Origin of the sequence: Aliikangiella coralliicola (assembly GCF_007004725.1) — a bacterium.
In the GTDB taxonomy this organism is placed as follows: Bacteria; Pseudomonadota; Gammaproteobacteria; order Enterobacterales; family Kangiellaceae; genus Aliikangiella; species Aliikangiella coralliicola.
Window position 1 is genome coordinate 257,838 of the sequence record NZ_ML660160.1, and the last position, 26,181, is coordinate 284,018.

Genomic DNA, 26,181 nt, shown 5'->3' on the forward strand with positions numbered 1-26,181 from the left:
GAGAAACAGAATAATAACTATAAAAATAACTATAAAGGAATAATATGAACAAAATAGAGGTCAGTTTATATTTTTTTAGTGAGCCCGAGAAATTTTCTCGGGTTTATGTTTCAGTTGAGCAAAATAACTCGGTTGAAGTGCTCTCATTTAATATTCTAGAAGAGTGCCACTTCTATAAAAAATTTATCAGCTGGTTTGAAAATAATATTTCACCGACGCTGAGCAAATATAACTTTGTTTTTAGTGGCGATAGCGAGTTCTATTTTTTACTTTACAGTTCACTCTACAGTCGAGGTGCGACAGTGAGTCTGATAGGCTAACTATCTGGCCCATTATCATCTAAATCTGGCTGAATGTTTTCTCCCAACATATCACCTAATAAGCAGACACGATCACGCAGAGCGTCATACGATAATTCTTGGTTCATTATTCTCACTCTCTTTTGAGTACTTATCGCGTACGAATTAAAAAGTTGCTTTGTCGAACAGTCGCTTTGATATCGAGTCTGTCGTTTTGTTTATGTTGACTCGGTATAATTTGGAAGTTTGAAACAGAATAAATTGGAGTTCTGGAAGCTTTCGTTGGGTACGCGGGAAAATGTAAGCTAGACTGTGTTGAAAGGCAAATTTCTATTTTGTTCCGAGATAAAAAATTTCGAGCTCGTATGAATTAATTCAGTTGCTCAGGTTTTCGGAAGAGTGGTAGTGCGGAAAAAAGCAGCCTCTATTCTGGCTGCTTATTTTTCCCAGACATTAGCAATACTTTATTTCTAGTACTGTTTACGTCGCCTGAAAATTGCAATCAGACTAAAAATTGCTACCCAATAAAATCCAAATGTTCCACCACCACCGCTACTCGTTTGAGGTGTTTCTGTTGGTGGAGTCACTACCGTTGATTTATTTTTGATCGTGATAGTCAAATTGCTTGGGGTTCCCAGTGCGGCACCACCTTGAGGATTTGTTAAAACGAGATTAAAGGTTTTATCTTCAGTCACTTCCGAAGTTGAAATATCAATAGTTTTGCTACTTGAATCTTGATCCGCCCAATTAAGTGTGCCTGTAGCAGCGACATAGTCAGTGCCGGCAACTGCACTTCCGTCTTGAGTTGCGTAATCGATAGTGACTGCATTAGATGAGCCTGCGACTCGATTAATTGTTACGCTCGCTGTTTGCCCTTCTTCAATCTCAAGATTTGATGTCGTTAGCTGAATTGAGCCAACTTGCTGAGTGTTACCGGTGCTTCCTTTGGCAAGCTCGCCAACATAGGCTACCGAAAGCTTAAGGAAGTTAGTCGCGTGATCGACATCAAAAGAACTGTCGTTTGAAGTATGAATCGTTGAGTTATAGTCACTTGAATTAGACTCAAATGGAAAAGAAGCTGCAAAGCCGGCGTTGTGCCACGATGCATGATCGGAGCAAGCATAACCACAGGGGTCAAATCCGTAAGTAACATTTGGCAGGTATTTATCAATCAGCTGAGCCATAAATTGATTTTGCGCATTGTTAGTAAAATCACTCATGAACACGATGTTTTTATCGGCGGTTCCATGATAACCGGTCATGTCAAACTGGGCGACGCCGACTACGTTTTTACCATTGGTTTGATATTCTTGAGCGATTTCTTTAGAACCGCGTAACCCAACTTCTTCGGCGGCATATCCCATTAATAGTAATGTTCGTGAAGGCTTGTAGTCTGTTGCAACTATAGTATTAAGCGTTTCGGTGATGACTGCTATTCCAGAAGCATTGTCATCGAAGCCAGGAGCTCGACCTGTTGGGCCGGTAATATTGTTGATCGAATCTAAATGACCTCCGATAACGACTATTTCATCGCTATTTTCGGTGCCTTGAATAGTGACGATGACTGAAGGTTGTACCCAGGTATGTTGATATAGTTCTACTTTGATATCCGAACGACCGCCAGCAATACTTTCCCAGTGGCTTTTAATCCAGCTGGCTGCTTCGAAGCCAGATGCTTGAGAAAAATAGCGATTGTTGTAGTTTCCGAGACTAGTGACTGTTGCAGTCATGTTAGAAGGAGTTAGCTGACCGAGTAGTGTATTGACGGTATCTTCATTATCAATGGTGTAATTAAAAGCCACATTCGATTTGGCGATTGGAGTCGATTTAGCGTATGCCATCGCTTCTTCGAGACTATCATGATAAAAGTAGCCTCCGCACCGTTTAAAGTTTTGGTGCATAAACTTACTTAGTGCGTCTAGTTGTGATTCCTCAATACTTACAACAGTCACTCCATTGTCATTTATTTTCTCCTTTGCCGGCTGATGTAAATTAAAAGCCGTGGCATGTTTTTGATTAATTAAATTGACCGCATCTGAGCCAATTGAGATCCATACCGATTTATCATTTTTGGATTGCGCTGTTTCGCTACTGGTCGAGAAAGCACTTGCATTAAAAGTAACTCCGCCTACTAAAAGTGCTACTGCACAGAGTGTATTTTTCATTTAATTTGTCTCCGGGGAGAAATTGATGAGTTAAATATTGAGACATTTGCTGAGAGGTACTTCTACAACGAAAGATAATGTTGAAGTTATCTAACAGAAATTTCAGGGTGAATTGTAATTCCCTGTGCCTTGTAACTCAAGGTACAAATTCACAGATAATATTAATTAATCCTTTTGGTTATCTCCGAAAGTCGTGACCACCCTTGAAGTGTCGTCGGAAGTACCAGTGCTGACTCAACAAACTCCCAGGAGTAGCTGATGATTGAAAAAATAGTGCCGACAGTTGTTTCGATATTAGATGCTGAAAACCATAAGTTAAAAATAATAAAACTGAGCATGACGATAAATATTGCCCCATAAACATAAGCTTCGGTGTCGGAAATTTTTATTTCGCTACGACGTAACAAATTTAGATGGGACAAGATATTTTCGGGCGATCTGGTTTCTAAAACACTCACTTGCTTTTCGCTTTGCTGATTGTAGTTAGCATTCAACCGGAAAAAACGACCGTGGGATAAACTATAAAGACCAAGCATTAGAATTGCGGCGCCCAAGGCCGCATAAGAAAGGGTTGGATGAAAAGAAAAAAGAACAATAATCGAAACCACTAATTGGACAGTAGAGGTCATTAGCTCTGGAACTTCGTGTTCGAGAAAACTTACCAGTTCATGGCTCATTCCCAGTCTCGCATTGATGACCGAAACCGACGTATTGCCTGCGCGAGAAACCAGCGTCTTACCTGTTTCGACGCGAATAGTTCCATAAACCCGCGTATCGTAAATTCGCCGTACCACACTGATTATAGTCAGACCACCTAATATCAGGCTGAGCTGTAACAGCGAATCGGTGTTGTCATTTAATAACCCATCAATTGCGAAACCAATAAACAGTGGAATTAGCGCCATCAGTGCGGTTTCGCAAAGCGTTAGTACCCAGGTCAAACCGATGGGACGTACGAACTTTTTAAGGAGTGTTTTTACGCTGATTGGTTCATCCTTCAACATTAACTTTTGTCTCCCAAATTGTATTTCTGAAAAATGTTTTTACGTCTTCTGTAATTGCAATCAAAACCGGTACTAACAGTAACATCAGTGCAGTAGAAAATAGCTCGCCGAACGCCAGTGATACTGCTGCAGGAATGAGGTACTGAGCTTGCTCAGACGTTTCGGTAAGTAATGGGAGCAGGCCGATCACGGTGGTCGCCGTTGTTAGGAATATGGCCTGGAACCTTCCCACACCTGCTTCTTGCAGTGCTGCTGAAACTGATAGTCCTTCTTCCCTGGCCTGGTTATATCGAGTGAGCAGGACCAGGCTGTCGTTAATTACCACGCCGGTCAACGCAAGCATGCCAAAAAATGACAATACTGAAAGTGGCAAGTCCATAATCAAATGACCGAGAGCAGCACCGACAAAACCGAAGGGAACTATGGCGAGAATAACAAATGGTTGCCAGTAAGATTTTAGCGGTACTGCCATCAAAACGTAAATGAGTACGGCTGCTAACAGCAACGCTTTTTTCATACCACCCTGAATTTCGCCAATCTCTTCTAGCTCACCTGCCAGTTTTACTTTGACACTGGGATATTTCGTTGCCAGGTCTGGCACAAATTGTTGGTATACCGCCTGGCCGATTTCTTCAGGCGCAACTGTCGCTCGGTCAATGGATGCCGCGAGAGTGTTCACCAATTTGCCGTTTTGGCGATGCATTGTCCCTGAGACATAACCGCTTTTTATTTCTGCTACTGATTGAAGCGGGATCCATTTTCCGCTTTTACTGCGCAGCTGAGTTTGTAATAAATCTTCAATAGTATCACGCGCCAAATCTGCATTTTGAACGAGGACTCTGAGTTCTGTTCCTGCCCGTCTAATTTTTTGGACCTCTGCACCACCAAAGGAATTGCCGATTTGTGCCGCTAGCGTTTCTGTATCAAACCCAAGGTTACGCGCTTCTGGTTTAACTCGCACCTCTAGTTGAGGCTGGCCGGTAGTGAGTGTGTCACGAATGTTGTTAACACCCTCAATTTTACCCAGGAATGCGCGTAAATCCTTACTCGCTAATTCGAGTAACTCGAGGTCTTTTGAAAAAAGTTGTAACTGGAAACCACCAGCCAGCTCTTCCGAACCGACGAATTGCAGTTGAGTAGCACCTTCGACCTGGCCGGTTCGCTCGCGCCACTGTTTAACTATGTCGAGAATTCCAACATCGGGTCGATCAGCAGTAGGGGTTAACTCGGCATAGATTTGTGCGGAACTGGCGTCAGAAATTTGCAGAAACATTGAGTGAATAGGCGACTTATCGAGAGATTTATTTTGTTTGATTTCCTCATTTAGTTTTATGCCAATACTACGAATGCGCTCTACGTTGGCTTGAGTGAGTTGAAAAGGAGCTCGCGCGTCCATTTCAAGATTGACCGTGATGATTTGGCCAGGTACATCGGGGAAAAAGACGGTTTTGATTTTGCCTTGCCCAATTAACCCGAGGCCGAGGGTGCCTGCCGCAATAAAAAGTACTAGAGTTGCATAGCGATGGTGAATTGCGCTTTTAAGTAGTGGCGCATAAATGTTATTTCTGAACCATTTCAGACCGTTTTGCGAAGCCCGCTGGACCTTTTCCCAAAAGCGTGAAATCAAAAAGCGCGGACGCTGCTCAAATTTAGTGTGTGCAAGGTGAGCAGGCAGAATAAATTTACTTTCAATCAGTGAGAAAATAAGGGCAAAAATTACAATTCCAGAAAAACCCGCAAGCACTTTGCCGAGCGGATTATCAAGTAGTAGCATAGGAAAAAATGCGGCAATTGTCGTTAGCACGCCAAAAACAGTAGCTACCGCGACTTTATGTGTTCCTGCTTCTGTACCCAGAATCGGATCTGGGTTGGTGCGACGCTCTTCGAAAACACTTTCACCCACCACCACCGCATCATCAACGAGTATTCCCAGAACGATGATAAGGCCGAAAGTCGTCACGTCATTTAGCGAGTAGTCCACCCAATTTGATCCTGCAACTGCGAGTGCTCCCATTATTGATATCGGTATGCCCATCGCAACCCAGAACGCGAGTCTAACATTCAAAAACATCGACAAAACCAAAATGACTAATAGCAATCCTTGAATGCCGTTATTACTTAATAGCTGTAGTCGATCTGCGATATAGTTTGCTGAATTACCCCAGATAGTCACTTTCACGTTGGGTGGTAATTGAGACTCAAACGAGGCAACCACCTCGTGCACAACTTCTGATACGCGTAAAAGATTTTCTTTTTGGCCAATGAGAACTTCCATGCCGGTTGTGGGCTCTCCATTAAAGCGAAATAGGTAGTCGCCTTCTTTAAAGGTATCTTTTACTGAAGCAATTTCACCAAGCAATACTGAGGTGCCATCGGGGCGTTCGATAATTGGAATTCGTGCGTACTCAGTAGAGAATTTCGCGCGGTTATCCGCCCTTAAATAAATAAAACCGCCAGTTGTTTTTAAGGTTCCCGCCTGAAAGTTTAACGAGCTAGCTCGAATTTGAGTTACAACATCGGCGACAGTCAAATTAAATCGACGCAATATCTGCGGTTCGACTTCTATCTTCATTTCACGCTCATGCAAGCCCCAAATATTCATTCGCGACAATTCTGGTTGTGACAAGAGTTCTTCTCGGAGTCTTTCTGCCAATTTTTGTAGTGTTGCGGGATCGGTGTGACCATGAAGGTTCAGGTAGAGAGCTGGAAAATCGAAACCACCGTCTTGAATAATGGGTCGTTGAACACTAGATGGTAAGTCAGAAACACCGTCAATTCTCAACCGAACTTTATCCAGCAGCTTTTGTAAATCTTGTCCGCCAGCGCGACGAACAACCACGCTAGAAAAATCATTATTAGATTGTGATGTGATACTGCGAACTCCTTGCAGTCCTTCGAGCGCCTTTTCAATTTTTTGCGTTACTAACTCATCAACCTGTGCTGTAGAGGCGTTCAGGTAGGTGGTGTTGATGCTGATACTTTCAGGGGGAACTCGAGGAAATCCTTCGATGCGAATAGTCATTGCGGTAATGACGCCAAGAAAAAGAATAAGCCCCATCAAAAGATTTGCGGCGACAGGATTGCGAATAAACCAGCCGGTTAGAAAATGCATCGCTTAGCCCTCCACATTTTGCGGGCGAGCTTTTTGGCCCGGAAGAAAAGACACCAGGGGCGTAGTCGCAACACGCCAGGTTTCTTTCTTCGTTTCAGAAGACTGAGGCGCTTTGATGACAATTCGATCATCGTGGCGAAACAGGACTGTTGGCGTTAATCGCTGCAGACGATCTTGCGCGTCAAGATACCAGATGTGTCCTTCCTGTGTCAGCGACGAGGCAGGAATATCTAATGCGTTTTGTACTGTCACTCCGGGGAGAAGTACGCGCACAAAATCACCGGATAGCAATTGCTCGGCACCTGGCTTTTTGACTTCCAAGTAGACTTTATATTGACGCGTCGTTTCGTCTAAAAAGCCACCACCCTGGCGAATTTCGGCCTGGGCAATGAGTTGGCCATTTTGATCATTCACTTGCGCGCTTAATCCCATGATTGGTTTTTTGAGCAAGCTCCAATCATTGCGTCCAAGCTCGACGACCAATTCAAAAGTGGTATTGTCAGCAAGCTTTACTAAAGAATCGCCCACGTTGACAGTTTGCCCTGGACTAACAAAGCGCTCCGTCACGAAAGCAGAAAAGGGGGCGACGATAGTCGCTTCTTCTAATTGTCGTTTTGCTGCCAGTACTCTGGCTTCGGCTGATGCAACGGAAGTCTTTGCGATCTCCAGTTGGGGTAAGTGTAGTGCCAAATCGTTAGGTGGTTTTTTGCCGGTGCGTTTAAATTCTTTACGAGCAAGTAGCGTAGCGTTTTTTGCTTTCAGCAAGTTAAGATTGGTTTCCTTAAGTGTTAATTCAGCGGCACTAAGCTGCGCCGCATATTGGCTATTTTCAATGGTGATTAGCGTAGTGCCTGCCTGGACGCGTTCGCCTGCAAGTGCGCTTGGTAATACCTCAGTAATACGGCCTGAAACTGCAGCGCGTAATTCTGCGGACCATTGTGGCTTTACCTCTGCGAATGCGCTAATTTCTGCGGATTGGGGATTCACCTGAATTGTTTCAATTGAGACTAATGGTGGCAGGGGGGGAGTTTTGGTCTGTTGTACGTCGATAGTATCTTCGACTGCCATCAGAAAAAATAGTACACCGATAAAAACGCCCAGCGAAACAAGTATCCAAACGCTGCGTTTGCGAGGTTTATCTACGCCAGATGAGTTCGCAAATGCCGACTGGGCATTTGAAATTGATTTGTCAGTCATATTTCCCTCGGGGTGTTAGATAGCTGAGTTACCGATAATTGAGTTGGTTTCTCTCATCATTTTTATTTCAGTAAGTTAATCAATAGAAGCACTGCTTGTTTAGAATCTTTAGCTAGCTTGTCTAGCTTGCCTAAGGGAGTCAGGGATTCGACATTGAAGTAAATTCCCACGATACCTGCAGCAACTGCGGACACTAGTTTTTTATCGGTATCAGGGTAGTCATCGGTGATCAATTTTTCGATAGCCAGAATAAACTCCATGGTCCACTTGCGCATTTTGTCCGCCAAAACGGGATCATTAATTGCGGCCATAAAAAGCGCATCAGAAACCAGAACGAACTGCGTATCGGAATGAGCTGGATCGAAAAGCCATTCAGTCAATACTTTTAGACGGTTGCGTTTAGGGAGCTCGTCCATCATCTCGTCTATTTCCTGGCGAGTTTGTTTAATAAAACGTTCCACCAGGGCATCAATTAACTCGTCTCTATTGCCTATATTATGTCGGATTAAAGCTCTTGCCAGTCCCGCCTGTTCTGCAATACGTTCGAGCGTAGCTCCTTCGATACCGTAGCGGGCAACACAAGCTTCATAGGCATCTAATATTTGTGCCTGACGTTGTTCTTTTACACTTGGGCGTGCCATTTGGATTCCATAGATTATCAAAGTTGATAATTAATATACCGGCACTTTTATTAATTGTCAAATTTGATAATTAACTGGGCTGGGTTTTCAATGGAAATTCCTGATTAGATTGGTTTTTAGCAAAATTGAAAATTTAAGCCATTTGCTCTGATTTAATAATAATGATGCTAAGGCGTTCTGTATGTTGGGGTTGGTCGCTCAAAGTTTAAGGGGGAATGAGAAGTAAGATTGATGTACTGATATAGGCTTTAGTTCTTTTTGTTATTTAGCTTAGTGAAAGAATTTTTCATCTTATCTGGTCTTTTATTCGTCACTTCAGAGAGCGACGAAAACTGGCTGCCAATCAGAACCAGTTGAACATTCAGTGACTTTTAACTGCATGATGTAGTTAATCACCAAATTGGAGAAACGATGAATCGAAGACATTTCTTATACTCTGCGACTAGTGGAATGGTAATTTTTTCTCAACCGTCATTTGCGAAACTCTTTGGGTCAAACAAAAAGAACTTGTGTTGGAAGTCTCTTGCTTCAATTCCAGTAAAAATACAAGAGATCTATCCATCAGTATTCAAGGGAAAGATTTATGTCGGTGGCGGATTAGCCGAGGTTCCAAATCAAGAAGGTGTTATGGGAAAGCTTTCGCTAACTAATAAAGTATACGTTTATAATCCAGTTACTAATCAGTGGTCTATCGGACCGTCATTGCCTGAAGCGCGCCACCATTTAGGGTTGGTTGCTAACGAAAAATACCTTTATGGAATAGGCGGTTTTTCTGCCGTAACAGGAAATGCCTGGAAATTTAGCAATTCCGTTTTTCGTTTGTCAAAAGATAAGAGTTATTGGCAAGTTGCTCCTTCTTTACCTGTCGCTCAAGCAGAGTCGATCTATACAACCATTGGCAACACAATTCATGTCATTGGTGGGAGGGAAGTAGCGGGTAAGAAAACACAGAAAAGCACAGATAGCAGCAGGCATTGGAAACTCATTGACGATAAATATTGGGAAGAGGCGGCCCCGATTAGTGTTGCACGAAACTCTGCTGCGGGGGTGACATTGAATGGAAAAATCTATTACATCGGCGGTCGAATTTATGCGAAACAACACCAAAATCAAACCCTGGTGGAACGGTATGATCCTGAAATGGATGCTTGGGAGAAGGTTAGCCCTATTCCGCTTGCCACCGCTGGAATTTCTGCTGCTGTCGCGAATGGCAAGATTTATGTATTTGGGGGAGAGCGTTGGATTAACCGAAATACCAGTCGCTCTAAGTGGATAACCTATTCAGACGTTTGGCAGTATGATCCGCAAAAAGACAAATGGGAAAAAGCGGGTGATATGTCATCGACTCGTCATGGATTGGGCGCTGTGACAATTAACGATCAAATTTATCTTATCGGGGGAGCATTTCAGGCAGGTATTTCAGGAACGACTTCATTGCTTGAAGTTATGCTTAATAATTAGTAGCAGGGCTCGAAACGCTATTGAAAAAACGCTACAAATTTGGATAAATTGTGGCCCCAAAAAAGCCTCAACGACTGTTTTGCACAAGAAGTCTGACTGAGTATATTGTCAGCCTTCCTGCAGAAATAAATATTAGTGTGTATTACTAATACAAATGCCTATCTATCCTGCCTGCGAGTTGCTAAAAACTGATGCAAATATATCGGCGCTTTTAATTTGGAGACAAACCATAAAAGTCGTAGCGAGCTTTTGTTGGTATCGGGTAATGCTGAACCCAGCGGTATTATTCATGTGAAAAGGGAAGTTCAGGATAACGTTGAAATACTTATTTTTCAGCATACGACTGATTATATAAAAGTGAATTGAACAAGTGATTGAAAATCAAAATTGAAATTTTTAAAGAACCAGTCGAATTTATTTTCTGCGATGAAATGAATAAATGAGTTTTCTACCGCCAGGAGGCTGTTCGTTTATTCGGTTTTTCAAATTTTCTATCAATTTCACCGAAAGTTAGCGTGAAAAAGATGTTTTTTTAAACCTTGTGTTTGAGTAATAAAGTACTATTGACTTGCAATGGGGGAAGGTCTGTTTTTCAATAGGCTGAAAATATTTTTTTATAATGATAAATGTTTAGATTTGTTGTGATTATTTCTCTGTTTTTTTGTGATTTTTTAACGCTTTTTTGCAAAGTTTTACCAAGTTTATCTCACTTCCAATTAATTCAAAAAATATCTCATATGTTATGTAATGCAATAACAAAAAGATCGATATACTCCTAGTGGTCTTCAATTAATTTTAAGTTGTTTTTTCGACGAAGACTGAAGTTATTTAGCATTTTACGTTCTTCATAAAGCCTGCATTGATCGCATAAGATTCAACTCGCGATATAGCGTTTGAACGACACTTTTTTGAAATCTCTAACTAAGGGAGAGAATGAATGAAATGTTTAATAAAATATAATTTATTAGCTGTTATAGCAACAACACTTATGTTTTTTTCTGCTCAAAGTTTTGCAACTAGCGTTACAAAAATGCAAACGTTAAATAGCACAATTAATGCGCCAAAAAGACCCTGGGCAGGTTCTGTTTTAGGCTATGTTTGGAATGATCGAAATGGAAATGGCGTACGTAATTTTGGTGAACGCGGTCTTAAAAATGTTATCGTTTATGTTGACGCTAATGATAATGGTATACGTGACTCCGATGAAGTTTATGCAATGACCAATCGTTTGGGAATATACACGTTAGGCGATCTGCCAGAAGGCGATCATAACATTCGTCAAGAAGTCGCATTTGGTTGGCGAAACGTATCCGGTGGTCGAGGCAATGAAGTGTCGCCGACAGTGATTGCAAACCCGGTAAATAGCGAACAACAAGATCTTATAGCACCAAGAATTATCGGTGGTGACGAAACAGAAATTGGAGAGTATCCCTTTATGATTTCTGTTGGGGTCATGAGTCCCTTGGGTTTTCGTCATTTTTGCGGCGGAACGCTTATCACTGATCGTTGGGTAGCTACTGCGGCTCATTGTTCTGTGGGAGCCAATCCCGCACAACTTGCGGTTGTAGCAGGAACTAATAATGTTCAAGATGGTAGCGGGGAATTACTCAGTGTTAAAGAAGTGTACGTTCACCCGGATTATGCCGCGTTTCCAAGTGAACCTGGTGCTCCCTTTGGAACAGTTGCTGGATACGACATTGCTTTATGGGAGCTTTCTGAGCCAGTAGACTTGCGTAAAAGTGGCCTACAATCAATCGCGATGCTTTCACCTGAAAACGCAGAACTTGCCAAAGTTGACACACTAGCGACTGCTGTTGGCTGGGGAACTAGCAACCTGAGCAGCAACTTACTACAAGACGTGCACTTACCTGTTTACGACGATCAAAGTTGTCATGATGTTTATTTCAATGCGGTCAACTTTGAAACGCAAATTTGTGGTGGTACGCCGGAAGGTGGCATCGATGCTTGTCAGGGCGACAGTGGCGGACCACTTTTAGTCAGAGACTTTAAATCGAAAAAATGGAGTTTAGCGGGGATCACCAGCTATGGAAATGGTTGTGCACTTCCGGGAAATCCTGGGGTTTGGGCAAGAGTTTCGGAATTATCTGATTGGGCGAAAAGCGTCGCCGTTGAACCGTCAAGAGTACATCAAGTTACAGTACGAAATGGAAGAAGTTACATTGCTGTTTTCGGCAATCAAGAAACTCGTTATGAGCCAACTCAATCAATTAAACCAAGATGGCAATTGGTTAATTCAACTATCACTAACGACCCAGACCAAGGCCTGATTTTTGATTATCGAATTCTGGATGAGTCAAAGCGAGCGAGAGAATTTGAATGTGGTGCAGATGCTGATGGCCAGGGGCCATTAGGACCGGTTACTTCGAATTGCGTGGTTGGGGTAAATCAAATTGTCGCACCGCCTCTTACAGATGGCGTTTATTTGCCGAGCCTTACTGCCGAGCTAAACGAATCTAATTTTTCGCGGAATAGTACTATCATTGTCGGTACGCCGCCTGAAACGAGTGCGACTGGTCAGTTGACTGCAGATGATGAAACCGACCCTGACTTTCCATTTGCGCCTTTTTATATCGACTATTTCGATATTGCAAATCTGAGTAATGAAAAAGCGATTGTGATCAGAGTCGACTCTACGGGGTTTGACGGATTTATCGGTCTTTATGATCGCGATGTTAGAGAGGCAAATGGCGGCGGTGGCGTCCTCAACTTTTTCTTTTCGCCATTTGTCGGCGGAACTGCCGAACTTATTTTCTTTCCTGATCCCGATATCAATTACCTGATAGGGGTTTCATCATTTAATCCTGAGGAAGTCGGAGATTATACCGTGACACTTGTTAATGATGGTTTGGCAGAGCCGACTGTTATTTCTTCTCCGGTAGCCGGATTAACGCAACATAGAACATTTCGTAAGTTACCAACAACGAGAGTGATCATCCCCGCACCTATTCAGCAGTAACTTTTCTCGGTGAAACTCTCCTCGCATCTTTATGCGGGGAGAGCCCGTCTCCAATTATTGTTCTCTTAAGGTTTCGATTGTGCCAAAATAATGTTCTAGTGCCTGCCTGACCAAAACATCAATTGACCAATTATTTTTAAATAATTTTTGGCAATCGATTTGTTGGGCTGGTAAGTTTTTACTCATTACTGCCCTTAGGGATTGAAGAAATTCGTCCTCAGAGCCTCTTGACCATAAAGTTCCTACGGTGCCATTCCGTGTCAAAACTTTGAAGCTTGGTATTTGGGTTATTACTGGAACTGCGCCGCAAACCAGCGCATCCAACACTGCAATCCCCGATCCCTCGCGAGCACTACCCTGAACAAAGATGTCTGCCGCACTATAATAGTCTGCAATTTCTGAGTAGGGGACTTGCCCGATTAGAGATACTGCATTTTCGAGCTTCGAATTGCTTTCCATTTTCTTTTTCACTTGTGTTAATAATTCTTTGCTACGAAATAACATCATGAGCTGTGCATCGGGGAAGTCAATTAGAAATTGTTCGAAACCAGCGAGTATTGTTAAGGGATCTTTATTGTGATTGAGGTTTCCGGTCCATAAAAGTAGCGGTTTTCCAGCAAAACCTAGTTTATGCTTCGATTTATTTTTGTCTCTTGGTATTAGAGTCGAAGAACACTCCATCAGCTCGGTTATCTTTGAGCTGCTCATCGCTTTGACTTTTATCCAGGGTTCTGCGTGTGACTTAGTAGTAAAGAAAAAACGCGTGACCTTTCTGTTGGCTGTTCTGTTAAATAGATGAGGCAGTTTTTGTAAAGGTCTTTCTGCGTGGTGTTGAACAAAATAACGTACACCTTCATTGAGTGAGTGGGTGAGATGTAACACACTCATCGGAAATATCAGCCCATTAATGTGAATAGCGACCTGGTGCTCAGGTGAAGTTGCTTCCAGTGCGGAAAGTGGTTGGGTATCAGAAAATAACACTTGTCTAGCATAGTTAATAATTCTTCGATTGAAACTCAACGCGCAATGATAGAAAGATAGTCTGGGCGGCAAGGTGTCACTAACAAAAAAATATTGAACGTCATTAGATTCGAGCTGTTCATCTGTTTTGAAACGCTGAAATACAGAAACTTTTACGTCTTTTTTGCGACAAGCGTTTGCCCAGGCCGGGAGCATAAAATAATTTTCTAAAAGTATTTTCGGGTTATTAATTTCGCTCTGATACGCGTAGTTAACGAGTATCAAGTGTTTTTTGCTTTCAGCCAAAATTCCCCCATCCGAATTTATCGTTCCTTTCTTTATTTTCTGACGAATGATCTCTGCAGCTTAATTAGAATATGGCAGAAATGCAAATAAGGTCAAAACCTTTCATTTATTTTGTGTAACTATTAAGGTAGGTGAAATTAAAGTTAAATTTACATTTGAAGTTAGGCTAATTATAGTAACTATTATGTGTATAGAGTTGAATTTTAATACACTTCACAATAACTCAACGGGTTTAGCAATGAAACAGTTAAATAAACTAGTCAATGAAAATTCTGCGATAATCTATTTAAGTGAACCTATAGACGATGTTTTTGAAAAGGCTTATGTAGAGACGCGAATTAAGGAGGAGAGAATTTTAACTGATGAGCAGGTATCTGAACTACCGAGAGTTTCACCTGATAACGCTCACCACCGTGAATGGCAGATACGAGAGCATTCAGCTCAAAATGTTGTGAAGTATTTTCGTAAATTTGACTGTAGTTGTTCGGATTGGGTTTTGGATATCGGTTGTGGTAATGGCTGGTTTAGTCATTTACTAGCAGAGAATATTGAAGCTAATGTATTGGCTGTTGACATTAACAGGTTGGAATTAGAGCAAGCCGCCAGGGTTTTTAGTCGAAAAAACCTCTATTTTGCTTATTTAGATTTATTTAGTGGTGTTCTTGAGCCAGGGCAGTTTTCGTTAATTATATTTAATAGTAGTTTCCAATATTTTCAAGATCCTGATTTGGTACTAGAACAATGCTTGCCGTTATTAGCACCTTCGGGAGAAATTCATATTATCGATTCTCCATTTTATGAGCAGGAGAAAATAGCCGCGGCGAAATCTAGAACAGAAGCTTATTATCAGCAGTTAGAAACGGAGAAAATGATTGCGTTTTATCATCATCACAGTCGCACACTTATTGAACGTTATAACGCTAAAATTTTTTACCAACCTTCAAAGAATAAAGCCGTTCAGACTGAGATATGCTCACCTTTTCCATGGATAATGATAACACAATGAAAATTCTCATTGTGGTGCCGGGCGGTGTTCATCCCAGCGGAGAAGTGAAGGTAATACCTGCATTGTTATCATTATTGAAAACACTTAGTGTGGAGAACGAGGTTTGTATCATCGCACTGAATCAGCACCGCGAATTAACCGAATATTACTTACATGGTTGTCTGGTGATTTCTTTACCAAATGTCCGATTCAGAAATATCTTTAGTGCTTACAGAATTGCTATCGCTCGCATGAATCATTACAGATTCAAACCTGAAGTAACTCATAGCTTTTGGTTAGGGTCTCCAACGATATTCGCCGCAATGCTCTGTAAGAAGCTAAAAGTTCCACTCTTAGCGAGTATTGCTGGTGGAGAGTTAGTGAATATCTCTAAAATTAGATACGGTGGTTATAGAAGTTTCCTAAGCCGTTACTTAATCAAAAAGAGCATTAAAATGGCGCAGGCTAGCAGTTGTGGTTCTAATTACTTGCAGTCGATAGCAGTCGATACCGTTAACATCAGAGCGTCATTAATTCCTCTGGGCATCGACCGCGAGTTTTGGCCTTTCAAAGTATGTGAAGATAAGGCTGAAAATCGGTGGAATTTGTTGCAATTGGCATCGATTAACCGAGTTAAAGATCCCTGGTTGATGCTTGAGGTAGTTAAACATCTAAAGCAATTGGGTTTACCATTCCATTTGAATTGGGTTGGAGGGGACACGCTAAATGGAGAAATTCAAAAACTAGCTGAAAAAATGGGCTTAACGGAGTTCATTAGTTTTCATGACTTTGTAAAACAAAAAGAACTAAAACAAATGATGGCGGAGCAACATTTTGTGATTCAAACTTCCTATTACGAGTCTCAAGGTATCGCTCTCGCTGAAGCTTGTAGCCAGGGAGTATGCCCGGTAGGCACCAGTGTCGGTTGGCTAAGTGATTTACAACTTGGTTTAGACTTTCCCAGAGAAATACTAGCAGATAAGATCGCGACCCAGATTGTTCATTTAACCAATGCTCCTGAAGAGCGTCAAAAACGCGTTTTAAAAGCTCAGTCATGGATAAAAAAGAACGATGTGACCATAACTGCACAAAAATTCATTGACAGTTACAACGAAATATTAACTCGATATGAGCACGCTTAACGGTTTAATAACAGTATTTTCCCATAGGAAGTTGGAGTTTAGTCGACTGAACACTTTGAAATTTCAAAGATGAAATTGTCTTCTAGTAGAAACTTTCTTTTTAAAACGATATTCAGGCTAAAATCATGGAGTCTCGCTATTTTTTTTATCCTGATTAAGTCGCATTCCTCGGACATAATCATGTAGACCTTACCGTTAACTTCACAATAATTGGAGAGCTCGCCAAAAAAACGCTCAAAATATTCATGAGATGCACCACAATACCAGGCTTGTTCGGCACTAGATTTTGGGGTTTTAGGATAGTAGGGCGGATTAACCACAATATAATCATAACGTTGCGTAACCTGGCTGAATAGATCAGATTGAAGGCTTGTTATGTTCAGCTTGTTTTCGTGTGCGTTTTTACGTGTATTAACGACAGCAACTTCGCTTATATCAACTGCAGTAACCTTAGCGCCTTTTTTCGCGCCAACTAAAGACAAAATGCCAGAGCCCGATCCTAGATCGAGCAGTGTCTTATTTTTGAGAGGTAAATCATTAATGAAATCGGCAAATAACCTGGAACTGTAGAACAAACCCGGGTGAAACACGTCAACATCAACTTGCAGCGATAAATTGTCATAGGAATACTGCCTCGGCGAAGCAAGGTAGATGAACTTAATATAAGGCTTTAGAGTATAGGTAAGTATGATTTTCAGTAGCTTTTTTATCATCATTATTTTTCTTATTCTGGGGTGGTAAAATTTTGCGATAGCAATATCTTCATTTGATAGCGATAAGACTTTCGATAATTATTGTCCAACATTTTTTATATTTACTTATTAAAAACTGTAACATTTGTTCTATACCCGTACTCTATTCTTAATAGACTACAATTAATGAAAATATTCCTTATTGTGAATTTGTCTGTGTTTAAGAGAACCGCAAATCTGTAGTATTAACTGTGTTATTTGACATATGATTTTTAAAACCAATCAAATTTCGCCGTTGGTTATGCAGGAGCGGCGATGTCGTATTGTAAGCATTTTTTGACCGTGAAGTCGATTGCGTTGTAAAGCAAAGCATTTTTTGACAAGCGCTACATTTCTGGGCTTTTTAACTAGAATTTTAAGAAAAGCAAATTGATAAAGGACAACTGAAGTTTAACAGTTTAAAGACTTCACCGAGTGAAATATTTAAACGTGTTAATAAAATAAGCTTGGTCTTTTGGAAGACTATGTAGACTTTAAAGCGCGGAAGTACAGAAAATGATAAATGCTGAACTAGTGGTGATAAGGTAGGAAAGAGTAGAAGCGAATCCGGCTGAATATAAAAGTATAAAAATACAGGTGCATAAAGAACAATGAATTATTCTAGTGTACGAACAGTATTAGGTGTACCCATTCACTTTTCTTGTGAAAGTAGGTCAATTCATAGCATTATTTCTCAGATTTTTCCGCTAGAACATAAAGAGGTGGTTAGTGCTAATTACCAAATCTCAATTAATCATAGTTTGGTCGACTCTAAATCTTTAGATTTTCCTGCTTTATTTGAGTTGAATGAGCACAAATTGGTTGGTCAGTCAGGAAACAACTGTTTCAAGGCCGATAGACTCAATAATATTGGCGAAGCTTTTGTATGTCAGCGTATGCTTAACAACGAATATGTATTACGTCATCAAGTGCTAAACACCCTTTGCTATTTTCTGTTGACTCACCATCATTTTTTACCCGTTCATGCTGCAAGCTTTCGGCTCAACCAACTTTTAGTATTATGCATTGGCTCAAGCGGTGCGGGCAAGTCAACACTTGCGATGGCAGCTAAGCATCGAAATTTAGTGGTGCTTGCAGAAGATATTTGTTTTGTCGGTGTAAGTAAGTCTGTCGGCCTGCGAGCTGACTGCAGAGAGTTTCATCTCTTTCCTGATAGCTATCGTTTATTTAACAATGACATCAATGCTCAAGCGGTAATGACTCATAACGGAAAACTAAAGCATATTATTGCTAATGATTCTAAACAATTCTCAACAGGCAAGGCGAATGGCAGTGCGTCAGAGTTGATTGTCGTCTTTATCAATTCAGACCGCTCTCAAAAGTCAGCGAAGTTTGAGCCTATTTCGACTAACAGTTATTTTAATGACTTGCTATACCCCAAAGAAGAGGGGTTTGAATTATTTTCTAATGCGCGTTTGCCGGCAGTCCAATGGTTGAAAAAGAGTCCTTGTTTTAGCGCAAATATTGCGGGCGATTTCAACCAATTCTTTGACAGTATTGAAAAAGTACATGATGAATTAATATGCGTCACACAATAAAAGAAATATCTGAAACGCTTTTTGGTTGGCTCGCCACATTACTCCGAGGCGATTCTAGTTATTTTCCTGAAGAAATTAAAAATTGGAGTGATAAAGAATGGGAAGTCGCTAAAACCATCGTTTTTGTACATGGTATGGGGCCCTTATGGGGAAAAGAATGCTCCCGAGGCTTGGGTTGTCAGGAAATACCAGATGAGTTTAGAGACTATTTAATTCAACAGTATCATCAGAATGGGTTACGCATTCAAAAAATTCGCGAATGTTATGAAAGAATAACTCAGGGACTCTCTAGAAAAAAAACTCGTTTCGTTCCGTTTAAAGGTATTGAGCTTGCATTTAACGTGTATCCCGATCCTGCCACTCGACCGATGGCTGATATTGACCTTTATCTTGATAGCAAAGACAAAGATCTAATTGATGACATTTTGACTGAAGGGGGATTTACGCCCGTAGCGATAACCGAGTCGGGCGCTACCTATTATCCTGGAGAGTGGATTGATAAACAAAAAAATATGTTTCGACTTAACCCAACCAATATGGATATTAATAATGAATTGTATGCAGGGGAAAATGAAAACTCTCCGTTTGGTATTGACGTTCATTTTGAAATTAAGATATTAGCCCTTCGCGATTTGACCTGTGCATTTGAAAGCGCCAGGTTAGAATCTGGAAAGCTAGCCGACACAGAACACTTTATTTACTTGCTTGTTCATGCGGCAAAACATTTTATGAACAGAGGTGGACGATGGCTACACTTATACGATATCTATCTTTTCGAGAAAAAACATAAACTCGATTATCAATTGATTGTAAAGAAAGCCGTTGAATGGAGAGTAGCACATTTATTGTTAATTTCTTTATCGTTGTGTGAGCACTATTTTTCCAGTTTTCATCAATTGAAAGCATTACTCTACGCCGAAGTCGGGTGGAGACATAAACTTTTGGTGAACAATCTACAGCTAAGTGAAATGTCTTGCTGTAATCCGTGGCCAGTGAGTCCATTTGCTCAATTTATCTGGGTTCATAGCTTTGTTGATGGTTTTGCTCTTTTGGCTGCTTTTAAAAACAGGAAGAAAAATACTCAAGTTCGGGAAGGGAAATCTCTTTCCTCGATCCCTTGGGCTGGGGCAAGATTGCTTACGATTATTAATAGACTAATCCAAAAAAAACCGAGAGAAGTCTGGAGTATTATGGCTGCTCATGATCTGAGCCCCAAGCAAGATTGGAAGTAGGAGCTATTGCTATGATGAACCAATCCAATAATAAAATCCTCATTGCACATGCCTTTTTTCTCAACAACGACAGCAAGCAATACTCAGATAAATTCAAACCCTACCCTCCGTTAGCAGCGCTATATGCGGCCTCACTATTAAGAGAGAGTGGCTATGACGTAGATTTGTTCGATGCTGTCCTATCAGAAGGTATTCAAGAACTTTTTGCTATTTTAGAAAGCGAACCACCATCAATGTTAGTGGTTTACGAGGACGATTTTAATTTTCTAACCAAGATGTGTCTCTCGCATGTTCGCGATACAACTTTGCGTATGATCGATTCAGCGAAAGCGCTAAATATTCCAGTTATTATTCATAGCTCGGATGCATCTGATAATCCAGAGATTTATTTGCTAAGAGGTGCTCGTTTAGTTATTTATGGAGAAGGTGAACAAACTTTAGTGGAGGCTACCGAGTACTTTTCTAAAGAAAAAGTAAGGGAACCGGAATATATTGAAGGTATTTACTATTTATCAAATGATAAAGTCAAAAAGACCAGTGAACGCAAACCACTACGAGCGCTAGACAAATTGCCACAGCCAGCGTGGGACTTGGTTGAGTTTGACCAATATCGAGAAGCTTGGAAAAAAAAGCATGGTTTCTTTAGCATAAATATGGTCACCACGAGGGGATGCCCATATAAGTGTAATTGGTGTGCAAAACCTATTTGGGGGCAGCAATACAGTTCACATAGTCCCGAATATGTCGCTGAGCAATTAGAATGGCTAGTGAAAAATGCCGCGCCAGAACACATCTGGTTTGCTGATGATATATTTGGGTTAAAAAAAGGTTGGATAGAGCGTTTCTCTAAAAAAGTTGATGAGTTAAAAATTCAAATTCCCTTCATGATTCAATCAAGAGCCGATCTAATTAACGAGGACGTTGCTGCGTCATTGAAAGTTGCAGGATGCTCTGAGGTTTGGTTGGGGGTTGAAAGCGGAAGTCAGAAAATTTTAGATGATATGGATAAAGGGATAACCTTGTCTCAGGTAAAAAATGCACGGCGACTTTTGGCTGACTGCTCCATTGATGTTGGCTTTTTTATTCAATTGGGCTACTTGGGGGAAGACTTGCTTGATATCGATAGTACCCGAGAAATGCTGTTGGAACTAAAGCCGGAGAAAATTGGGGTTAGCGTGAGTTATCCATTACCCGGTACACCATTTTATCAAAAGGTTAGAGACCAGATGTCAGAGAAGAGCCACTGGTTAGAAAGTAATGATCTCGATACCGTTTTTCAGTCAACTTTTAGCGCAGAATTTTATCGTCGAATCAGAGAGCATTTACACCAAGAGTTGCAAAGTGAAGAGGAGGAAAGAAAATATTGGAATACTCAGTGGCGGCAATTAATGGAGACGGCTGAAAGTTATCGTAATAAAGTTCCAGAGTCGACTCTTGCGCCAGGCTGTCTTGCCTCGAATTTTGGCTCTGCAAAAACTTCGGTATCATTAGATGCTAAGAGAGTAGCTAAGTCGTTAAAGGTAAGAAGCAGCAAATTGGGCGGCAAACGAATTAAGTTACAAGTACTTTAGAGGCTTAACGATATGCCTGATATCCTACTGACTCACGGTTACTTTCTTTTTGAGGATGAAAAAGAACAAGAGATTATGCGCCCGTACGTTCCATTGGGGTTGCTATATTTGTCTTCCTATTTGAAGCATCATCAAATTTCGGTTGAAATTTTTGACAGTACTTTCAAAAGCCGAAGTGAGTTAATCGCTCTTTTTCAAGCCAACCCAGGAGGCATCGTTGGAATTTATACTAACCTGATGACTCGTCCTTCGGTAGTAAAAATTATTCAGGCTGCGAAAAAATATAACTGGACTGTAATTACAGGTGGTCCTGAATCGGCTAACTACATCGAGAATTATTTATTGAATGGAGCTGATTTTGTCGTATTAGGAGAGGGAGAACAAACGACTAAGGAGTTAGTGCAAGCATTAAAAGACAATAACGAGCTCGGCAATATCGCTGGTTTGGCTTTTTTCGATAAACAGGGCAAATTGATAAGAACCGCTGCGCGAAATATGCCGAGAAATATTAGCGAATACCCATGGCCGGATAGAGAAGCAATCGATATACAAAAATACCTTGACGTTTGGCAGGAGTTTCATGGTGAGTCTAGCGTCAGTATGATTACCGCTAGAGGGTGTCCTTACCAATGCAAATGGTGTTCTCATGCCGTATTTGGTTTTAGCCACCGTCGGCGAGAGCCCGCAGAGTGTGCTGATGAGTTGGAACATATTGTTAACCGTTACAATCCAACCAAGGTATGGTATGCGGATGATGTCTTCACTATTAATCACCGATGGCTTTTCCGATATGCAGAAGAACTAAAAAAGAGAAAACTCAAGGTGCCTTTCGAAACGATTTCAAGGGCCGACCGAATGATGGATGAAAAAGTGGTAGATACGCTCAAAGAACTTGGGTGTTATCGGGTTTGGATCGGTGCAGAAAGTGGCAGCCAAAGGTTGCTTGACCATATGAAACGAAAGGTGACGATTGAGCAAGTGTATCAAGCCACAAAGTCTGCGCAGCGCCGAGGAATTGAAGTTGGGATGTTCCTCATGTGGGGGTATGCAGATGAAAATATTGATGACATCGACGAAACGGTGCGCCAAGTTGCTAAGATAAACCCTGACATCTATTTAACGACAGTTGCTTATCCAATTAAAGGCACTGAATATTTTGCTGAGAATCAAGAGAAGATATCAATTCAAGTCAAGTGGGAAGATGGAAGTGATAGAGATTACCAAATCTCAGGTAGGCGTAGCGCGAGATACTATCGATATGCGAATCGCTACCTTAAGAATACTGTAGAGTTTCATCGGTTGAAAGATAGTGGCTCGCCAAAGTTATCAATGAAATTAAAACATGCTGAAAAATCAAGGAAGCTATTGGAGAAAGCTGCCCATGAGTAGTATTCAATCGCTATTTGATGACTGTGCTGTTGACTATGATAAAACATTTAGCCGAACGTTTTTAGGTGGCTATTACAGAAGTAGAACTCATCGTGTTTTTGATAAATATTATTCAGGTGATTCGAGGATTTTGGAACTCAACTCTGGAACTGGTGAAGATGCGATTTATCTAGCTGAATCCGGAAGTCAAGTGCTAGCGACGGATCTTTCTGCGTCCATGCTAAATGTGATTAATGATAAAGTTGCGCGAAAAGAATTGGAAGGTAAAGTTTCTACAAGAATACTGGATTTACAGGATTTAGACCAAATGGCTGGGTCGAAATTCGATGGAGTCGTTTCGAATTTCGGTGGACTTAACTGTATTAATAATTGGCGAAAATTCGCACGAGATGCTTATAACCTGATGAATGATGGTGGTATTTTGTTTGTCTGCATAATGGGACCGATAGTTCCCTGGGAATGGCTTTGGTATTTGTTGCAGAGAGATTTGGCTGAAGCATTCCGAAGAGTTAAAGGAAAATCATCTTGGCGCGGCGAAGATATCTACTACCCTAAGGCTAGCGAATTCAAAAAAATAGTTGAGGCAGAATCTTTTCAGTTAGTTTATCAAGAAGCTTTAGGAACTTTTATGCCACCACCGTATACGAACAAGCATGTGGAAAAGTGGCCTGTATTCTATCGAAGTATGAGCAAGCTGGAAACTTTTGTTTGTCAGAGTAACATTGCTTGCCATTTATCTGATCACTATGTGTTGGTTTTTAAGAAGTGTTAGTAATAGGAAGAAGCTGTTAGAACTGTATTGAAATAAGAAGGTTATTATGCAAGTTGATGAACAAACATTAATAATATTTTATAACCCTCAGTGTGCGAAACCAAATTATCAGCGAATGCCTGCTGCCATTCTTCAAGTCGCATCGTTAATTGAAGGTCGATTTAGTTATGAGATCGTCGATGGGAATTTGCGTAGTGAAGTTAGTCATGCACAACAAATTGTCGATAAAGTTCACCACAAAGGTGTTAAATATTTAGCGATTAGTATTATGCCTGGGCCGCAACTTGTCTCAACCTTAAAAGATTTGAGAATAATTAAAAAGCATTGTCCTGAATTAACTGTAATAGTTGGTGGTTATTTTCCGTTAAATCATTATCAAGTCTGCGCCAATGACCGGGATATTGATTATGTTATTGTTGGGCCTGGAGAGCGAAGTTTTCGGGATTTGATTGTTGCATTGGAGACTGGGAGTTTACCTGAAACAGTTTCAGGTATCGCCTTTGAGCGAAATGGAGAATTAGTTACGACTAACCGCAGTCACCCTATGAATCCGAACCACTTGCCTCGATATCCCTACCACAGAATTAACGTTGAAGATTACGTCTTACCCACTTTTTTAGGGTCCAGAACACTCAGTCACCATAGTAGTTTTGGGTGTCCTTTTTTTTGCAATTTTTGTGCTGTCGTTTCATTGGCCGACGGAAAATGGATAGGTGAGACTGGAGAGCGTCTCGGAGAGTTGGCTCAATATATGGTGAACAAGTGGCAGATAAATGCATTGGAGTTTCACGATAATAATTTTTTTACAGCGGAAAAAAGAGTAAAAGAATTCTGCAATCAACTTATCAGTCGAAATCTAAAAATAAGTTGGTGGGGAGAAGGACGCGCTGATACATTGCTTAAATATAAAGATGAAACATGGCGGCTAATGCGAGATTGTGGACTGAAAATGGTTTTTCTTGGAGCGGAAAGCGGTGATGATGAAACTTTAAGGCGTATGAATAAAGGCGGGAAACAGTCGGCGTCCGGCGTGTTAAAGCTGGTTAAGAAAATGAAGGATTTTGATATTATTCCCGAACTGAGTTTTATTTTAGGTAATCCGCCAAACCCAGTTAAAGATATGAAAAAAAGTATTAAGTTTATAAGAAAAATTAAGAAGTTAAATCCTAGTGCAGAAATCATAATGTATCGTTATGACCCCGTGCCTGTCGGCGGAGAAATGTTTGACCAGGTTACTAAATTGGGCTTTAGTTTTCCAACCAGTTTGGAAGAGTGGGTTGACCCCAAATGGAGGAAAATCCAGAAGAGAACAACCGCTGATGTTCCATGGTTAACCGAAAAAGAGCAAATTTTCTTGGCTGAGTTTCAAACGGTACTGAATGCTTATTATCCTACGTCCACGGCTCGGCATATTAAACCTGGCTCGTGGCGTTATTGGTTGTTAAAACTGGTAAGTGGTTTTCGCTATCATGGACACTTTTATTTCAGGCCCTATGAGCTCAACTGGTTACAGCAGAAGTTGAGTTATCAAAGACCGGAAATTTCAGGCTTTTAGTTTTATGAATTTGTCTCGGAAACAACTGAAGAACATTTAGAGTCAACAAATGGGTATATCATTAATCTACTCAAGAGTCCGAATATGCACACACTGAAATGGTTAGTTTTAGGTGTCAATAATATATGCAACTTGCATTGCAAAATGTGCGATGTAGGAACTGGCTCAAAGGAAACCAATTTTTCTGAAAATTTGATTGGGGCCCGGCCTATTGATATGCCTTTAGAACTGTTTCGAGAGATTTCACTGCAAGCGAAATCATACTTTCCTAATGCCAAGTTAGGGTATGCTTTCACCGAACCACTTATTTATAAGTATCTAGAAGAGAGTTTGGAGATTGCATGCGTTAATGAATTAGAGGTTGCGATTACGACTAATGGTTTAAAGCTTAAACAAAAAGCGAATGCAATTTTAGAATATGGCGTCGAGAATATTTTTTTATCATTAGATGGAACAGAGGAAATCCATAATAGTATCCGCGGAAATAAGTACTCTTTTCAAAAAGCATTGGATGGTATTGAAGAATTAATCAAGCACGCTAAGAGGCCCAAGATTTCCATTTTTTGTGTGATCACCGAGTGGAATATAGGCAATCTTAGTGAGCTTGTAGAATTTTTCTCACAATATCCCATTGAGCAGCTAGGGTTTATGCATACTAATTTTACCACAGTCGAAATGGCGCAGGAGCACAATATGCACCATGGATATTACTATCATGCTACGCATTCGAATATTGAAGAGATTAACATTGACGAAATGAACCTCGACTTGTTGTGGAGCGATATTTGCCGAATTAAAAGTCTGGCTACTGATTTTAAGGTCAGTTTTTCTCCAGAAATAGAAACTCGAGAAATGTTGGATGTTTTTTACCATAAACCGAAACTTTTTATAGGAAGAAAATGCCTGGATATATATCGAAATATAATGCTCAAATCTGATGGGAGCGTGATTCCAGCACATGGTCGCTGTTTTAATCTTGAACTTGGCAATCTTTATCAAAGTGACTTGCTGACGATTTGGCAGTCACAAGTGTTGCGGAAGCTGCAGTTGGATCTAGATAAGGCAGGAGGACTATTTCCTGCGTGTGCGAGGTGTTGTAGTGCTTTCCATTAGTACACAAATA

Annotated in this window: 19 protein-coding genes; 12 read left to right on the forward strand and 7 right to left on the reverse strand. The window is 40.8% G+C overall.

All coding sequences use genetic code 11. From position 1 onward, the window contains the following. The first annotated feature begins 44 nt into the window (after positions 1-44). Entirely contained in the window at positions 45-320 is a 276-nt protein-coding gene (locus tag FLL46_RS01000; RefSeq protein ID WP_142891554.1) for a hypothetical protein, read from the forward strand. 449 nt (positions 321-769) lie between these two features. On the opposite strand, the gene FLL46_RS01005 is transcribed toward FLL46_RS01000, so the two are convergent. The 5 genes from FLL46_RS01005 to FLL46_RS01025 form a co-directional block, all read right to left on the reverse strand. After that, a complete protein-coding gene (locus FLL46_RS01005) occupies positions 770-2,464 on the reverse strand; it encodes a M20/M25/M40 family metallo-hydrolase (RefSeq protein ID WP_142891555.1) in 1,695 nt (564 codons plus the stop codon). Between the two features lie 161 nt (positions 2,465-2,625). Continuing rightward, positions 2,626-3,468: an ABC transporter six-transmembrane domain-containing protein gene (locus tag FLL46_RS01010; RefSeq protein WP_142891556.1), complete on the reverse strand. Its 843-nt coding sequence runs from the start codon at positions 3,466-3,468 to the stop codon at positions 2,626-2,628. After that, the gene (locus FLL46_RS01015; protein ID WP_142891557.1) at positions 3,455-6,580 is read right to left on the reverse strand and encodes an efflux RND transporter permease subunit; all 3,126 of its coding nucleotides are present in this window, start codon (positions 6,578-6,580) and stop codon (positions 3,455-3,457) included. The genes FLL46_RS01010 and FLL46_RS01015 overlap by 14 nt, the downstream gene beginning before the upstream one ends. Positions 6,581-6,583: 3 nt before the next feature. Then, positions 6,584-7,777, reverse strand: coding sequence for an efflux RND transporter periplasmic adaptor subunit (locus tag FLL46_RS01020; protein WP_142891558.1), 1,194 nt, complete (start codon positions 7,775-7,777; stop codon positions 6,584-6,586). A 62-nt stretch (positions 7,778-7,839) separates the two neighbouring features. Further along, positions 7,840-8,418 (reverse strand): TetR/AcrR family transcriptional regulator, encoded by a 579-nt coding sequence (locus tag FLL46_RS01025; RefSeq protein ID WP_142891559.1) that lies wholly within the window; start codon positions 8,416-8,418, stop codon positions 7,840-7,842. Positions 8,419-8,829: 411 nt separating this feature from the next. On the opposite strand from FLL46_RS01025, the gene FLL46_RS01030 reads away from it, so the two are divergent. Together FLL46_RS01030 and FLL46_RS01035 are read left to right on the forward strand one after the other, a co-directional pair. Then, positions 8,830-9,879 (forward strand): Kelch repeat-containing protein, encoded by a 1,050-nt coding sequence (locus FLL46_RS01030; protein WP_142891560.1) that lies wholly within the window; start codon positions 8,830-8,832, stop codon positions 9,877-9,879. Between the two features lie 937 nt (positions 9,880-10,816). Beyond that, complete coding sequence (locus FLL46_RS01035; RefSeq protein WP_142891561.1) at positions 10,817-12,856, forward strand: trypsin-like serine protease; 2,040 nt, start codon at positions 10,817-10,819, stop codon at positions 12,854-12,856. Between the two features lie 54 nt (positions 12,857-12,910). On the opposite strand, the gene FLL46_RS01040 is transcribed toward FLL46_RS01035, so the two are convergent. After that, complete coding sequence (locus FLL46_RS01040; RefSeq protein WP_142891562.1) at positions 12,911-14,122, reverse strand: glycosyltransferase family 4 protein; 1,212 nt, start codon at positions 14,120-14,122, stop codon at positions 12,911-12,913. Between the two features lie 238 nt (positions 14,123-14,360). On the opposite strand from FLL46_RS01040, the gene FLL46_RS01045 reads away from it, so the two are divergent. Together FLL46_RS01045 and FLL46_RS01050 are read left to right on the forward strand one after the other, a co-directional pair. Continuing rightward, a complete protein-coding gene (locus FLL46_RS01045; protein ID WP_168203987.1) occupies positions 14,361-15,128 on the forward strand; it encodes a class I SAM-dependent methyltransferase in 768 nt (255 codons plus the stop codon). Continuing rightward, positions 15,125-16,249 (forward strand): glycosyltransferase family 4 protein, encoded by a 1,125-nt coding sequence (locus FLL46_RS01050; protein ID WP_168203988.1) that lies wholly within the window; start codon positions 15,125-15,127, stop codon positions 16,247-16,249. The genes FLL46_RS01045 and FLL46_RS01050 overlap by 4 nt, the downstream gene beginning before the upstream one ends. A 38-nt stretch (positions 16,250-16,287) precedes the next feature. Here the strand turns inward: FLL46_RS01050 and FLL46_RS01055 are convergent, their stop codons facing one another. Beyond that, positions 16,288-16,965, reverse strand: a complete 678-nt coding sequence (locus FLL46_RS01055; RefSeq protein WP_142891565.1) for a methyltransferase — start codon at positions 16,963-16,965, stop codon at positions 16,288-16,290. Between the two features lie 626 nt (positions 16,966-17,591). Between FLL46_RS01055 and FLL46_RS01060 the strand changes: the two genes are divergently transcribed. The 7 genes from FLL46_RS01060 to FLL46_RS01090 all read left to right on the forward strand — a co-directional run bounded on the left by FLL46_RS01060 (position 17,592) and on the right by FLL46_RS01090 (position 26,171). Beyond that, positions 17,592-18,539, forward strand: coding sequence for a phosphoenolpyruvate carboxykinase (ATP) (locus FLL46_RS01060; RefSeq protein WP_142891566.1), 948 nt, complete (start codon positions 17,592-17,594; stop codon positions 18,537-18,539). Beyond that, positions 18,524-19,771 (forward strand): nucleotidyltransferase family protein, encoded by a 1,248-nt coding sequence (locus tag FLL46_RS01065; RefSeq protein WP_142891567.1) that lies wholly within the window; start codon positions 18,524-18,526, stop codon positions 19,769-19,771. The genes FLL46_RS01060 and FLL46_RS01065 overlap by 16 nt, the downstream gene beginning before the upstream one ends. An 11-nt stretch (positions 19,772-19,782) precedes the next feature. After that, positions 19,783-21,342, forward strand: coding sequence for a B12-binding domain-containing radical SAM protein (locus tag FLL46_RS01070; RefSeq protein ID WP_142891568.1), 1,560 nt, complete (start codon positions 19,783-19,785; stop codon positions 21,340-21,342). Positions 21,343-21,354: 12 nt separating this feature from the next. After that, the gene (locus FLL46_RS01075; RefSeq protein ID WP_142891569.1) at positions 21,355-22,731 is read left to right on the forward strand and encodes a B12-binding domain-containing radical SAM protein; all 1,377 of its coding nucleotides are present in this window, start codon (positions 21,355-21,357) and stop codon (positions 22,729-22,731) included. Next, complete coding sequence (locus FLL46_RS01080; protein WP_168203989.1) at positions 22,724-23,503, forward strand: class I SAM-dependent methyltransferase; 780 nt, start codon at positions 22,724-22,726, stop codon at positions 23,501-23,503. Before FLL46_RS01075 ends, FLL46_RS01080 begins: the two co-directional genes overlap by 8 nt. A 46-nt stretch (positions 23,504-23,549) precedes the next feature. Then, positions 23,550-25,058, forward strand: a complete 1,509-nt coding sequence (locus tag FLL46_RS01085) for a B12-binding domain-containing radical SAM protein (protein WP_142891571.1) — start codon at positions 23,550-23,552, stop codon at positions 25,056-25,058. 84 nt (positions 25,059-25,142) lie between these two features. Beyond that, the gene (locus FLL46_RS01090; protein ID WP_142891572.1) at positions 25,143-26,171 is read left to right on the forward strand and encodes a radical SAM protein; all 1,029 of its coding nucleotides are present in this window, start codon (positions 25,143-25,145) and stop codon (positions 26,169-26,171) included. Positions 26,172-26,181: the final 10 nt, after the last annotated feature.

Coding starts and splice junctions, on each gene's coding strand:
- FLL46_RS01055 (WP_142891565.1), bottom strand. CDS start 16,965: ATGATGATAAAAAAGCTACTGAAAATCATACTTACCTATACTCTAAAG.
- FLL46_RS01025 (WP_142891559.1), bottom strand. CDS start 8,418: ATGGCACGCCCAAGTGTAAAAGAACAACGTCAGGCACAAATATTAGAT.
- FLL46_RS01080 (WP_168203989.1), top strand. CDS start 22,724: ATGAGTAGTATTCAATCGCTATTTGATGACTGTGCTGTTGACTATGAT.
- FLL46_RS01090 (WP_142891572.1), top strand. CDS start 25,143: ATGCACACACTGAAATGGTTAGTTTTAGGTGTCAATAATATATGCAAC.
- FLL46_RS01045 (WP_168203987.1), top strand. CDS start 14,361: ATGAAACAGTTAAATAAACTAGTCAATGAAAATTCTGCGATAATCTAT.
- FLL46_RS01085 (WP_142891571.1), top strand. CDS start 23,550: ATGCAAGTTGATGAACAAACATTAATAATATTTTATAACCCTCAGTGT.
- FLL46_RS01070 (WP_142891568.1), top strand. CDS start 19,783: ATGATGAACCAATCCAATAATAAAATCCTCATTGCACATGCCTTTTTT.
- FLL46_RS01020 (WP_142891558.1), bottom strand. CDS start 7,777: ATGACTGACAAATCAATTTCAAATGCCCAGTCGGCATTTGCGAACTCA.
- FLL46_RS01060 (WP_142891566.1), top strand. CDS start 17,592: ATGAATTATTCTAGTGTACGAACAGTATTAGGTGTACCCATTCACTTT.
- FLL46_RS01050 (WP_168203988.1), top strand. CDS start 15,125: ATGAAAATTCTCATTGTGGTGCCGGGCGGTGTTCATCCCAGCGGAGAA.
- FLL46_RS01000 (WP_142891554.1), top strand. CDS start 45: ATGAACAAAATAGAGGTCAGTTTATATTTTTTTAGTGAGCCCGAGAAA.
- FLL46_RS01010 (WP_142891556.1), bottom strand. CDS start 3,468: ATGTTGAAGGATGAACCAATCAGCGTAAAAACACTCCTTAAAAAGTTC.
- FLL46_RS01005 (WP_142891555.1), bottom strand. CDS start 2,464: ATGAAAAATACACTCTGTGCAGTAGCACTTTTAGTAGGCGGAGTTACT.
- FLL46_RS01015 (WP_142891557.1), bottom strand. CDS start 6,580: ATGCATTTTCTAACCGGCTGGTTTATTCGCAATCCTGTCGCCGCAAAT.
- FLL46_RS01030 (WP_142891560.1), top strand. CDS start 8,830: ATGAATCGAAGACATTTCTTATACTCTGCGACTAGTGGAATGGTAATT.
- FLL46_RS01075 (WP_142891569.1), top strand. CDS start 21,355: ATGCCTGATATCCTACTGACTCACGGTTACTTTCTTTTTGAGGATGAA.
- FLL46_RS01035 (WP_142891561.1), top strand. CDS start 10,817: ATGAAATGTTTAATAAAATATAATTTATTAGCTGTTATAGCAACAACA.
- FLL46_RS01065 (WP_142891567.1), top strand. CDS start 18,524: ATGCGTCACACAATAAAAGAAATATCTGAAACGCTTTTTGGTTGGCTC.